Here is an 11,946-nt window from a genome sequence, read left to right on the forward strand (position 1 = left end):
CTCAGCCGCTCGCCCGCCAACCGCCGGGGGCGGCCGGGCCGCCCCCCCCCCGAGCCCCGCCGCGCCGGCGTTACTGCATCACCGGGCCCCCCGGGTCCCCTGACCCCTTCCCGGTCGCGGCACAGGCACCCGGTCCGCACCGGCCGCCCCGTGTCGGCGGTCCGGACCGGGTTCCCGTCCGTTGCCCCCAGTCTGGCGTCTGCGCAGGTGGGAGCCCATCCGCGCGGGTACTCATCCGGTGTCTGGGTACGCGTACTCATACTCAGGCCGGGCGGCGGGCCAGGGGCGGGCCCCACCAGTTGTACGCGCGCCCCGCGCCCCGCGGCACCGCCGATCGGGGGTCACCCACCGTCAGCGGTTGCCGCTGACCCGTCCGCGCAGCAGCAGCGACAGCGCCGAGTGCACGTCGTCCAGCGAGCGCTCGCTCTGGAAGGACTGCCAGTCCAGCGCGGCCACCAGGACCATCCCCACGAGCGCGGCGGCCGTCAGCGGCACGTCGATCTCCGCGCTCAGCTCGCCGCGCTCCACGCCCTCGCGCAGCACGGTCTCGACGACGGCCACCGCCTCCTGCCGGACCACCATGAGCGTGGACTGCCAGGTCCTGTTGGTCCGCCACAGCTCGGCCACGTACAGCTGCGTGAAGGCGGGGTAGCGGTCGATGAAGACGAGGCCAGCGCGGATCATCGCGTCGAGGGCCTCGACCCGGCTGCCGCCGCTCGCCTCGGTCGACTCCGCCGCCGCCCGCAGGGAGGCGGTGAGCAGGCCGACGCCGTGCCGCAGCAGCTCCTCGAACAGCTCGTTCTTGCTCGCGAAGTTGTAGTAGACGGTGCCCTTCGCGACGCCCGCCCGCTCGGCGATCTCGTCGACCGTGGTCGCGGAGAAGCCCTGCTCGGCGATGAGCGTGACGGCTGCTTCGTAGAGCTTCTGGCGCGTCGCCTGCCGGCGGCCGCCGCCGGCGCTCGTGCCGGCGCTGGTGCTGCTGCTTTCCATGGCGCTGATTCTCACAGGTCAACCGTTCTCTACGGGCCCGGTCACAGGCTCAGTTCGGGGTGGAGCCGGTCCATCGTCCACACCTGCTTGCCACGGGCGGCGAGCGAGGTGAGGGCGAGGGCGCCCGCGGTGAAGGCCACGAGGACGGCGCAGCCCTGCCAGACCGGGGCGAGGTCGCCGCCGGTGATGAGGCGGCGCAGGCCCTCGACGATGTACGACATCGGCAGGTACGGGTGGATGGCGTTGAAGAAGCCCGGGCTGGTCTGCACGGGGTAGGTGCCGCCCGCCGAGGTCAGCTGGAGCATCAGGAAGGCCAGGACCAGGATCCGGCCCGCGGCCCCGAACTTGGCGTTCAGCCACTGCACGATCGCCGCGAAGCAGCCGGTGACCAGGACCAGGAAGCCGATGGTCAGGGCCGGGCGGGCCATCTCCAGGCCGAGCCCCCAGTGCAGGACGGACATCAGCGCGGCCACCTGGAGCGTGCCGAGCCCGGCGACGGGCAGCCAGCCGGCGAGGGCGATCCGCCAGGGCGAGGCGCCGGCGGCCAGGGCGCGCTTGTTCATCGGCGCGATCAGCATGTACGCGACCATCGCGCCGACCCAGAGGGACAGCGGGATGAAGTACGGGGCGAAGCCGGTGCCGTAGTTGGGCGCCTTGTGCAGGGACTGGTTGGCGAGCTTGACCGGGTCGGCCATGACCTGGGTGCGGGCGTCGCGCTGCTGCTGGTCGTAGTCCGGGATCTTGTCGACGCCCTGGTGCAGGCCGTCGGCGAGGGCCCCGTTGCCGTCGACGAGCTTGTACAGGCCGCCGTCGAGGCTGTGGGCACCATCGCCGATCTTGGCGACGCCGCGGCCGATGGCGGCGGAGCCGTCGCCGGCGGAGCCGATGCCCGCGTGCAGCTTGGTCAGGCCCGCGGCGACCTTGTGGGCGCCGGAGTTGAGGGCGTTGGCCTGGGCGACGGCCGATTCGAGGTTGGTGGACAGGCCGGGGGCCGCGTCGGCGAGTTGGCGGGCCTGCTTCTCCAGGTCGGCGAGCTGCTTCTTGAGCGTGGCCAGGTCGCCGTTCGAGTCCTTGACCAGGGCGTCGAGGTCGCCGGTGAGCTCGGCGGCCTGAGCGGTGGTGTCCTTGATCTTCTTCAGCTTGTCGCAGGCGCCGGGCGGCATCTTGGCCGCCGCCGCGCCGGTGCAGTAGGTGGTGTGGCCGTCGGCGGCGAGGGCCGCGGCCTGCTTGCTGAGCTTGGCCGCCAGGGGGGCGTTCTTGGCGATCGAGTCGAGGTTCTTGCCGACGACCTGGGCGGTGTCCGCGACGAGCTCGGCGGTGTCGGCGACCTGCTGGGGGTTCTTCAGGTACGGGCGGGCCTTGTCGGCGGCGCCGTTGACCTTGTCGGCGACGGCCTGGGTACCGGCGGCGACGGCGTTCGCGCCGGTCTCCAGCTGGTCCGCACCGTCGTTGAGGGTCTGCAGGCCGCCGGTCAGTTCGCCGTTCTTCTCCACGGCGGTGTCGAGGGCGTCGGCGATCTTCTTGGCGCCCTCCTGGGCGTCGCTCGCGCCGTTCTTGAGCTTGTCGGCGCCGTCGGCGGCCTCGGCGGTCTTGTCGTGGAGGTCGGAGAAGCTGACGAAGATCTTGTCGAGGAACTTGCGGGAGGCGTTGGTGGACGCCGCCGAGCGGACCTCGGAGAAGACGGTGCGGGAGATCGAGCCGACGATGTAGTTGTTCGCGTCGTTGGTGCGGACCTGGAGGGCGCCGGTGGTCGGGTCGGCGCCGGAGCTGGAGGCGATCCGCTCGCTGAAGTCGGCCGGCATGGTCAGGGACAGGTAGTACGTCCCGTTCTCCAGGCCCTTGGCGGCCTCCTCGGCGTTCACCTCGTGCCAGTCGAAGGTCTTGCTGGAGTGCAGCTTCTTGGTGATCTCGGCGCCGGCGTCGAGGCGGTTGCCCTCGACGGTGGCGCCCTTGTCGGCGTTGACGAGGGCGACGGGCACCTTGTCGAGGCGGCTGTACGGGTCCCAGAAGGACCACAGGTACAGGGCTCCGTAGAGCAGCGGCAGCAGGAGCAGCGCGACGAGGGCGGCCCGGGGCAGCTTCCCCCGCCCGAACCGCTTCAGCTCAAGCGCGGCCAGCTTCGGCGAGCGCATCGTCCGCCCCCTTCGTGTCGTCGGTGTCGGTCTTGTCCGCGGTGTCGGTCTTGTCTTCGGTGCTGGTCTTGTCTTCGGTGTCGCTCCCACCCTCGGCCGCGGCGTCCGTGCGGACGACCGTCACGCCCTCGGGGGCCTGGCTGCACACCGCGAGGACGGTGGTGCCCGCCGCGGCGATCGAGCGGAGCATGTCCCAGGCCTCGGCGCGTTCGGCGTCCGAGAGCTTGAGGTCGAGGTCGTCGAGGGCCAGCAGGCGCGGGGCGCCCAGCAGGGCGATGGCCACGGACAGCCGGACCGCCTCCAGGCGGTCGAGGTCCCGTACGGAGGTGCGGGGGCCCTTGGGCAGGGTGTCCAGGTCCAGGCCCGCGGCGGCCAGGGCGGCGTCGATCCGGGCCGCGGTCGCGGTGCGGCGCTCGCCGCGCGGGCGCAGCAGGGCGCGGACGGGGCCCTCGTAGCGGCGCTGGAGCAGTGCGCCCTCGCGCAGCTGCTCGGCGACGGTCAGGGCCTGGTCGAGGTCGTTGACCCCGGAGACCGGGCCGAGGGCGGCGATCCGGCGGACGGCCGCCATCCGCTTCGGCAGGCGGTGGCCGGCGACCTCGGCGCCGCCCTCGGTGGGCTTCATGCGCCCGGTGAGGGCGAGGAGCAGGCAGGTCCGGCCGCTGCCGGAGGGGCCTTCGACGGCGATGAGCGAGCCGGGCCCGGCATCGATGCCCACGCCGCGGAACACCCAGCCGCGCGGGCCCTTCAGTCCGAAGTCCTCGGCTTTGACGGCCGCGCCGTGCGGGCTGTCCACGCCGGCCCCCTCTCTTTTGAACTGACCGGTCAGTTCAAAAGTTAGCACCCGGGCTCGGCCCGCGCGCGCCGGGGGCCGGACAACTCCGGGCCACCCCGGCAAAACCGCAGGTCGGAGCGATTGTCAGTGGTCCACGTCACGATGGTCCCGAGGCACAGAACACCGCGCCCACGACTGAGCAGTACGCAACGACAGGAGGTTCGTCATGGCCACACCGTCCCCGTCCCCTGTCCACCCCGTCCCGCGCCGGTCGGCCGCACCGCCGGCCGCGCTCGACCTGCTCGCCAAGGCCCGCGCCGGGCTGGCCGAGGCCGCCCTGCTGACCCGTCCCAACGAGCGCTACGCCACGGCCCATCTGGCGGCCCTGCGCGTGGCCGCCGCCGTGCTCGCCGCGCGCGGCCGGCCCGAACCGGCGCACCCGCGGCGGCGGCCCCGTATCCGCAGCGCCTGGGAGGTGCTCCCGGAGCTCGCGCCGGAACTGGCCGAGTGGAGCTCCCTGTTCGCCTCCGGCGCCGAGCGCCGGGCGCGGGCCGAGGCCGGGATACGCGACGCCGCGAGCGCGGAGGACGCGGACTACCTCGTGCGCGCCGCGGCGATGTTCCTGCGGCTGGTCGAGCGGATGCTCGCGCTCCAGCCGGTGGCGCAGCCCCTGCCCCAGCCCCGCGCGGAGCGTCCGGACGCGGGATGAGCTGCACGGCTGCCGGAGGCAATAGGGTGGGGAACGCATCGCCCACTCTCACCGCGCCGAGGAGTCATCAGCCGTGTCGGACACTTCCCGCCCCCGTGCCTCCCTCCGCACCGCCGTGGTGTGGGAGCTCCTCAAGGAGGCACTCGACCGCCGGGTGAAGGCGACCGGGCGGGACGTGCTGGACGTACTGGACACCGGTGGCGGCACGGGCAAGTTCGCCGTGCCGCTGGCGCGCCTGGGGCACCGGGTCACCGTGGTCGACCCCAGCCCCAACGCGCTGTTCGGGCTGGAGCGCCGGGTCGCCGAGGCCGGCGTCGCCGAGCTGGTCCGCGGTGTGCAGGGCGATGCCCAGGGCCTGCTCGACGTCGTCGACCGGGAGGCGTACGACATCGTGCTCTGCCACGGCGTGCTGGAGTACGTGGACGACCCGGCCGAGGGTGCGGCCAACGCCGTGGCGGCGCTCCGCCCGGGCGGCACGCTCAGCCTGCTCGCCGCGGGCCTCGGCGGAGCCGTGCTGGCCCGCGCCCTGGCCGGCCACTTCACCGAGGCCCGCGCCGCGCTCACCGACCCTGCAGGCCGCTGGGGCGCGGGCGACCCGGTCCCGCGGCGCTTCACCGCCGAGCAGCTCACCGAGCTGGTCGCCGGGACCGGCCTGGAGGTCGGCGCGGTGCACGGCGTCCGCGTCTTCGCCGACCTCGTCCCGGGCGTCCTCGTGGACACCGAGCCGGGGGCCGGTGAGGCGCTGCTGCGCCTGGAGGAGGCCGCCGCCGAGCTGCCCGCCTTCCACGCGATCGCCACCCAGCTGCACGTCCTCGGCGGGAAGCACGCCTGATCCGCGCCTGATCCCCGCCCGCCCCCGCCTCGGTCCGCGCTGCAGGCAGTTGCCGCGGACCCGGCGGACAGCCTCCGCGGCGGAGATCCGCGCCGTATGATCGGGACAACAGCCACCGGCATGGCCCGCGGATCAATGGGGAATAAAGCGCCTCAGTGACCGCACCTGGCGGCGGTACGTTTTGCCCAGTGCTTTTTGATGTGCTCAGTGCTTTTCGATGTGGGGCAGCGCCCTTCCCGGCAGTGCATTTCGAACCTGGCGTGGAGGGCGGGTATCACGGGGGCGATTCCCCGCCTATCCTGAAGGGGACCCCTGGTCGCTACCCCCCGCGACCGACGGATGAGGAGGACTCCCGTGCCGCTCTCGGAGCACGAGCAGCGAATGCTCGAGCAGATGGAGCGAGCGCTGTACGCCGAAGATCCCAAGTTCGCGACAGCGCTTGAGGGAAGCGGACTGCGTACGTACACCCGGCGACGGGTCTACCAGGCAGTCGCAGGCATTGTGGTGGGTATCGCGCTCCTCATGACCGGTGTGATCGTCCCGAACGTACTCTGGGTCAGCGTGGTGGGTTTCCTCGTCATGCTGGGCTGTACGGTCCTCGTGGTCACCGGTTGGCGCAAAGCGCCCAAGCCTGGCGAGCACCCCGTCTCCGGCATGGCAGGCGGTTCGGCCCACGGCCGCAACCGGCAGCGACGGTCGATGATGACCCGCATCGAGGAGCGGTGGCAGCGCCGCCGCGACGAGCAGGGGCAGTAGGCCCCGGACAGACACGGGTGAGGGGGCGGCTGCCGCACGGCGGCCGCCCCCTCACAACTCTGCCCCCGCTGTCCTCGTTGCTGTCCCGGAGGGCTGCCGGATCGCGCCGCGCTGCGGCATGATGTCGGCGTGAGTGTGCTCCCCCTGGTCTTCACCAGCGGCTGGGCCAGCGGGATCAACGCCTACGCCGTGGTCCTCCTGCTCGGCGTCTTCGGCGCGACCGGGCTGGCCGACGAGGTGCCCGCCTCCCTGCAGCGAACCGATGTGCTCGTCGTCGCGGGCGTGCTCTTCCTCTGCGAGGCCGTCGCCGACAAGATCCCCTACGTGGACTCCGTCTGGGACTCCGTCCACACCGTGATCCGGCCGGTCGCCGGGGCCGTCGTCGGCGCCCTGCTGGCCGGGCAGAGCGGCTCGCTCTCCGACCTCGCCGCCGGGGCGATCGGCGGCTCAACCGCCCTGGCCAGCCATGCCGTCAAGGCCGGCACCCGCATGGCCGTCAACACCTCGCCCGAGCCGTTCAGCAACATCGCCCTCAGCACCGCCGAGGACCTCGGCGTCGCGGGGATCGTCACCTTCGCCGTGTTCCACCCCACCGCCGCCGCGGTCATCGCCGCCGTCCTGCTGGCGGCCGGCCTGGCCGTCCTGGTCTTCCTGTGGACCCGTATCCGCCGCTTCCTGCGCCGCCGGGCCCGGGGCCGCGAGGAGAAACGGCTCGCCGCCGGCGCCCGCGCGGCCGCGGGCCCACCCGGCTGACCCCGCCTCCCCGCTCGATAAGGTCAGCCGCATGGCACGAATTGCGGTGATCGGCGCCGGCATGGGCGCGATGGCCACGGCGGCCCGACTGGCCGTGGCGGGGCACCAGGTGACGGTGTACGAGCAGGGTCCGACGTACGGAGGCGCGGTCGGCCGGTACGAGCGGGACGGCTTCGTCTTCGACACGGGACCGGGGCTGCTGCACCTGCCGGCCGTCTACCGCGACCTGTTCGTCAAGACCGGCAAACGGCCCCTGGAGGACTGCGTCGACCTGGTCCAGGTCGACCCCGCCGTCCGGCACGTCCTCGCCGACGGTGCGGAGGTCGCCCTCCCCGGCGCCTCCCGCGGCGGCGCCGCGGCCGCCCTCGACCGTGCCTTCGGCGCGGGCTCCGGCGACCGCTGGAACGAGGTGCTGAACCGGGCGCGCGACGCCTGGGACGCCACCCGCCGCCCCCTGTTGGAGGAGCCGCTGCGGCCCGACTGGCAGGTCCTCGGCCGTGACCCGTACCCGGCCGTGCGGCGCAGCGGCCTGCTGCGCCGCCGGCCGCCGACCCTCGCCGAGATCGCCGGGCGCGAGCTGGGCGGGCCGCTCGGCGCGCTGCTGGCGGCGCGCGTCGAGGCGTACGGGATCGACCCGGCCGACGCCCCCGCCGCCGCGGCCGTGCTGCCCTACATGGAGCAGACCTTCGGCAGCTGGTACGTGCGCGGCGGGATCCGGGCCCTGGCCACCGCCGTGTACGAGCGCTGCCTGGAGCGGAAGGTCGTCTTCGCCTTCGACACCCCGGTACGGGAAGTGCTGGAACGCGGGGGCCGGGCGGCCGGGCTGGTGCTCGCCGACGGCACCGAGGCCGAGGCCGACCACGTCGTCTGCGGGACCGACCCCCGGCGGATCGGCGTACCGCTCCCGCCGGACGGCGTCCCCGCCCGCGGAGCCGGCGTGCGCAGCCGGTGCACCCTGCTGCTCGCCCTGCGCGGCGCCCGCCCCGAAGACGCCGTCCACCGCACCCTCGTCCACTCCCCCGGCGGGCTGCTCACCGTCCTGCGCCCCGACGACCCGGGCACCCGCCCCGACGCCGGACACGAGGCCGTCACCGTGAGCGTGGCCTGCGGGCCCGAGGGGCCGGCCCCGGACCGGGTCGACGGCCTGCTGGACCTGGCCGCGCGGGCCGTGCCGGACCTGCGCGAGCGGCTGCTGTGGTCCGAGGTGCGCACCCCGGCCGACATCGAGGCGGCCACCGGCGCGGCGGGCGGCGCGGTGCCCCCGCCGGCGCTCGCCGGGGCCGGCGGCCGGCTGCTTTACCCGGCCAACTCCACGGCCCTGCCCGGGCTGTACCTCGCGGGCGGCTGGGCGCACCCGGGCGGCGGGCTCGCGCACGCCGGGATGACCGGGGCGCTGGTGGCCGGGCTGATCGTGGAGGGCGCGGGCTTCCGCGGCTCGCAGTGACGCGCCGGAGCCCCTGTCGGCGGTGCCGGCAGGGGCTCGGGCGGTGGGTACGGGGGGACGCAGCCTCAGTAGCGGTACTGCTCGTACTCGCCGGTGCCCTGGTACGGGTACTGCTGGGGCTGCTGCTGCGGCTGCTGGGGGTAGGTCCCGCTCTGGTCGTCCGCCGGGTAGGGCTGGGCCACGTCCCGCTGCTGCGGCACCCACACCCCGCCGGGCGGGGTGTCCATGGAGTACTGCTCCTGCGCGGCCGCGCCCGCCGCGCCGTACGGGTCGGCGGTGTGGCCGGTGTACGGGGTGTAGTCGTACGGCTGCTGGGGGATGACGCCGCCGCCGGTGCCGATGTACGGGTCCGAGTAGGCGGCGTAGACCTGCTGGTCGCCGCCCGCCGCGTAGCCGCCGGAGTAGTCGTAGCCGCCCGGGGCCTGCGGGTCCTGGTAGGCGGCGTACCCGTGGGCGTCCTGCTCGGCCGTGGTGAACGGCGAGGCGAACGGAGCCGTCTGCGCCGGGTCGGCGGTGGCCGCGAAACTCTGTATCCCGTAGGAGCCGGTCTCGTCGGGCAGCGGCTCCGGGCTGTAGACCTCGGTCGCGTCGACGTCCGCCGCGGCGTCCGCCGCGCCGGCGGCCCCGTACTCCAGCGCGGTCACCTCGAGCGAGGGCTCGGGGCGCGGGCCGCCCGCCCGGCGGCGCCGCGAGCCGCTGGCGGCCTGCCCCTTCGCCGCGGAGCCCTTGCCGCCGCCGCCCTTGCCCTTGCCCTTGCCGCCGCTCTTGCCTCGGCGGATCGCCCAGCCGGCCTCGAAACCCTTGCGGAAGGAGAGCGTCACCAGCGTCTGGCCCACGGCGAACGCCGCCGCGCCGACCGCGATGACCGGCACCGACGGCAGCACCACCCCGGCGACCACGCCGAGGAACCCGGCGAACGCGAGCAACCGCCAGCGCAGCCGGGCCTTGTACTGCATCAGGACCTCGGCAAGCAGCCACAGCGCGACGAAACCGAACGCGATGTAGAGGACCGTCATTCCCATGCGTGGCACCCCTCGGTACGGCCGCCCTGGGAACGGCCGATCAGGCCCGCTGGTGCAGGCCCAGGTTCTCGTAGATCTCGAGAGTCGCCGTGGAGTTGTTCAGCGTGATGAAATGCAGCCCCGGGACACCCTCGGACAGCAGTCGCGCGCAGAACTCCGTGGCGAACTCGATCCCCATGGAGCGTACAGCGGCCGGATCGTCCTTGACGGCGAGCATGCGCTCTTTCACGGCCTCGGGGAAGACTGCGTTGCTGAGTTGGGGCAGACGGTCGAGCTGCTTGATGGCCACAACAGGCATGACCTCAGGGATGATCGGCGTCTCGCAGCCGGCCTTCTCGACGCTGTCGCGGAGCCGCAGATAATTCTCGGGATCGAAAAACATCTGGGTGATCGCGTAGTCGGCGCCTGCGCGGCACTTGTCCACGAAGTGCCGGATGTCCGTGTTCCAGTCCTCCGAACGCGGGTGCATCTCGGGGAAAGCGGCCACGCCCACGCAGAAGTCGCCTGATTCCTTGAGCAGTCGGACGAGGTCGGCCGCGTAGTGCACGCCGTCGGGGTGCGCGACCCACGGGCCCATCGGGTTGCCCGGCGGGTCGCCGCGCACGGCGAGCATGTTGCGGATGCCGGCGTCGGCGAACTGGCCGATCACGTTGCGCAGCTCGGCGATCGAGTGGTCGACGGCGGTGAGGTGCGCGACGGGCGTGAGGGTGGTGTCCGCGGCGATCTGCTGGGTGGCCTTCACGGTGCCGCCGCGGGTGGAGCCGCCGGCGCCGTACGTCACGGAGACGAAGCTGGGGCCCACCGCCTCGATGCGGCGCAGCGCGTTCCACAGGTTGCGCTCGCCGGTCTCCGTCTTGGGGGCCCAGAACTCGAAGGAGTACGAGGGGTCCCCGGACGCGAGCAGGTCGCGGACCGTGCGTGCACGGTCCGTTCGGGTGGAAGCGGTTCCAAGGGCCATACGGGCAGGTTAGACGCGCGTTCGCGGACACCGAAGCGGCGTCCACCCATTGGACACGATTTTGGACAGTCGGGCGGGACCGTAGGGGGCCGGGCCTCAGCCGAGCCGGGCCTCAGCCGAGCCGGGCCTCAGCCGAGCCGGGCCCGGACGCGCTTGGCCAGGTCGGCCGCGGCGGCGCCGGGGTCGGCGGCCTCGGTGAGGGCACGGACGACGACGATGCGGGTGGCGCCGGCGTCGAGGACCTCGTCGAGGTTGCCGGCGTCGATCCCGCCGATGGCGAACCAGGGGCGGTCCTGCTCCAGGGAGGCCGCGTACCGGACGAGGTCCAGGCCGGGGGCGTGGCGGCCGGGCTTGGTGGGGGTCGGCCAGCAGGGGCCGGTGCAGAAGTAGTCCACGCCGGGCTCGGCGGCGGCCGCGGCCACCTCGTCCTCCGCGTGGCAGGAGCGCCCGATCAGGACGCCCTCGCCCAGGATCGCGCGGGCGGCGGGGACGGGGATGTCGCCCTGGCCCAGGTGCAGGACGTCGGAGCCGATGGCGTGTGCGACGTCGGCGCGGTCGTTGACGGCGAGGAGCTTGCCGTGGCGGCGGGCGGCCTCGGCGAAGACCTGGAGGTGCTCCAGCTCCTCGCCTGCCTCCATGCCCTTGTCGCGGAGCTGGACGATGTCCACGCCGCCGGCCAGGACGGCGTCGAGGAATTCGGGGAGGTCCCCCTGCCGCTTGCGGGCGTCCGTGCACAGGTAGAGCCGGGCGTCGGACAGCTGGGCGTTCGCGTTCGCGGACATGGGGGTCCCCCTCGTGGGCACGGTGCCGGGCCGCCGCGGCGGGCGGCGGCGCCGGGGCACCGCGGATGGATCAGTGGGCTCGGGTACGGGTCAGAGGGCGAGCGCCTGGGCGCGGCGCTTCACCTCCGTGCCGCGATTCTCGCTCAGCGCCTGCACCGGGGTGCCGGGCAGGGTGGGGTCCGCGGTGAAGAGCCACTCCAGCATCTCCTCGTCGGAGAAGCCGTCGTCGCGCAGGACGGTCAGCAGGCCGGGCAGGCCCTTGACCAGCTTGTCGCCCGCGATGAAGGCGGCGGGCACCTGGAGGGCGCGGTTCTCACCACGGCGTACGGCGATCAGCTGACCTTCCTTGACCAGCTGGCGGACCCGGGTCACTTCGATGTCGAGCATCTCGGCGATGTCGGGGAGGTACAGCCAGGCGGGGACAAGGGCATCGATCTTTGCGTCAATCTCGGTCACGGCACAAGCCTGCCACCTCCCGCCCCCACCCGGCACCCAAGCCACCCCATCCGTGGCCCCACCCCGTCCCACCCGGCCCCGGCCTACCCTGGGCCCGCCGGCTCCGGGCCAGCACCCCAGAGTCCACCGGCTCCGCCGACGCCTGAGCCGGGGGTCCGGCAAATCCAGCCCCGCCGGCGCGTGAGGCGCGGGTCCGGGCGGAGCCCGGTGCCCGGCGGAGCCGGGTTTCGGGGGGGGGGGGGCCCCCCCCCCCCCCCCCCCCCCCCCCCCGGCGGGGGCGCGCCCCCCCCCCCCCCCCCCCCCCGCGGCGGGGGGGGGGGAGGGGTACGCCCCCCCCCCC

General features: G+C 73.9%; 12 protein-coding genes. 5 read left to right on the top strand and 7 right to left on the bottom strand.

Annotated elements, in window-relative coordinates:
* Nucleotides 1–351: 351 nt before the first annotated feature.
* Genes ABZ924_RS36345 through ABZ924_RS36355 form a run of 3 tightly spaced genes read right to left on the bottom strand, consistent with a single transcriptional unit; the run spans nt 352 to nt 3,915 of the window.
* Nucleotides 352–990: a TetR/AcrR family transcriptional regulator gene (locus ABZ924_RS36345; protein ID WP_361919639.1), complete on the bottom strand. Its 639-nt coding sequence runs from the start codon at nt 988–990 to the stop codon at nt 352–354.
* 41 nt (nt 991–1,031) lie between these two features.
* On the bottom strand, nt 1,032–3,122 hold the full coding sequence (locus ABZ924_RS36350) for a YhgE/Pip domain-containing protein (protein WP_361919641.1): 2,091 nt from the start codon (nt 3,120–3,122) through the stop codon (nt 1,032–1,034).
* Nucleotides 3,094–3,915: an ATP-binding cassette domain-containing protein gene (locus ABZ924_RS36355; protein ID WP_361919643.1), complete on the bottom strand. Its 822-nt coding sequence runs from the start codon at nt 3,913–3,915 to the stop codon at nt 3,094–3,096. The genes ABZ924_RS36350 and ABZ924_RS36355 overlap by 29 nt, the downstream gene beginning before the upstream one ends.
* A 205-nt stretch (nt 3,916–4,120) precedes the next feature.
* Between ABZ924_RS36355 and ABZ924_RS36360 the strand changes: the two genes are divergently transcribed.
* The 5 genes from ABZ924_RS36360 to ABZ924_RS36380 all read left to right on the top strand — a co-directional run bounded on the left by ABZ924_RS36360 (nt 4,121) and on the right by ABZ924_RS36380 (nt 8,388).
* Complete coding sequence (locus tag ABZ924_RS36360; protein WP_361919645.1) at nt 4,121–4,603, top strand: SAV_6107 family HEPN domain-containing protein; 483 nt, start codon at nt 4,121–4,123, stop codon at nt 4,601–4,603.
* Between the two features lie 73 nt (nt 4,604–4,676).
* The gene (locus tag ABZ924_RS36365; RefSeq protein ID WP_361919647.1) at nt 4,677–5,435 is read left to right on the top strand and encodes a methyltransferase domain-containing protein; all 759 of its coding nucleotides are present in this window, start codon (nt 4,677–4,679) and stop codon (nt 5,433–5,435) included.
* A gap of 354 nt (nt 5,436–5,789) precedes the next feature.
* The gene (locus ABZ924_RS36370) at nt 5,790–6,191 is read left to right on the top strand and encodes a DUF3040 domain-containing protein (RefSeq protein WP_361919649.1); all 402 of its coding nucleotides are present in this window, start codon (nt 5,790–5,792) and stop codon (nt 6,189–6,191) included.
* 129 nt (nt 6,192–6,320) lie between these two features.
* On the top strand, nt 6,321–6,944 hold the full coding sequence (locus ABZ924_RS36375) for a DUF4126 domain-containing protein (RefSeq protein ID WP_361919651.1): 624 nt from the start codon (nt 6,321–6,323) through the stop codon (nt 6,942–6,944).
* Between the two features lie 31 nt (nt 6,945–6,975).
* Entirely contained in the window at nt 6,976–8,388 is a 1,413-nt protein-coding gene (locus tag ABZ924_RS36380; RefSeq protein WP_361919653.1) for an NAD(P)/FAD-dependent oxidoreductase, read from the top strand.
* A 65-nt stretch (nt 8,389–8,453) separates the two neighbouring features.
* Here ABZ924_RS36380 and ABZ924_RS36385 read toward each other — a convergent pair whose 3' ends face one another.
* From ABZ924_RS36385 to ABZ924_RS36400, 4 genes are all read right to left on the bottom strand, one after another.
* Nucleotides 8,454–9,410: a hypothetical protein gene (locus tag ABZ924_RS36385; RefSeq protein WP_361919655.1), complete on the bottom strand. Its 957-nt coding sequence runs from the start codon at nt 9,408–9,410 to the stop codon at nt 8,454–8,456.
* A gap of 40 nt (nt 9,411–9,450) precedes the next feature.
* Entirely contained in the window at nt 9,451–10,368 is a 918-nt protein-coding gene (gene metF, locus ABZ924_RS36390) for a methylenetetrahydrofolate reductase [NAD(P)H] (RefSeq protein WP_361919656.1), read from the bottom strand.
* Between the two features lie 128 nt (nt 10,369–10,496).
* On the bottom strand, nt 10,497–11,150 hold the full coding sequence (thiE, locus tag ABZ924_RS36395) for a thiamine phosphate synthase (RefSeq protein WP_361919658.1): 654 nt from the start codon (nt 11,148–11,150) through the stop codon (nt 10,497–10,499).
* A 90-nt stretch (nt 11,151–11,240) separates the two neighbouring features.
* On the bottom strand, nt 11,241–11,606 hold the full coding sequence (locus ABZ924_RS36400; RefSeq protein WP_361919660.1) for an Rv2175c family DNA-binding protein: 366 nt from the start codon (nt 11,604–11,606) through the stop codon (nt 11,241–11,243).
* Nucleotides 11,607–11,946 lie beyond the last annotated feature (340 nt).

It is taken from the genome of Streptomyces sp. NPDC046876 (genome assembly GCF_040645035.1).
Taxonomy (GTDB): Bacteria; Actinomycetota; Actinomycetes; order Streptomycetales; family Streptomycetaceae; genus Streptomyces.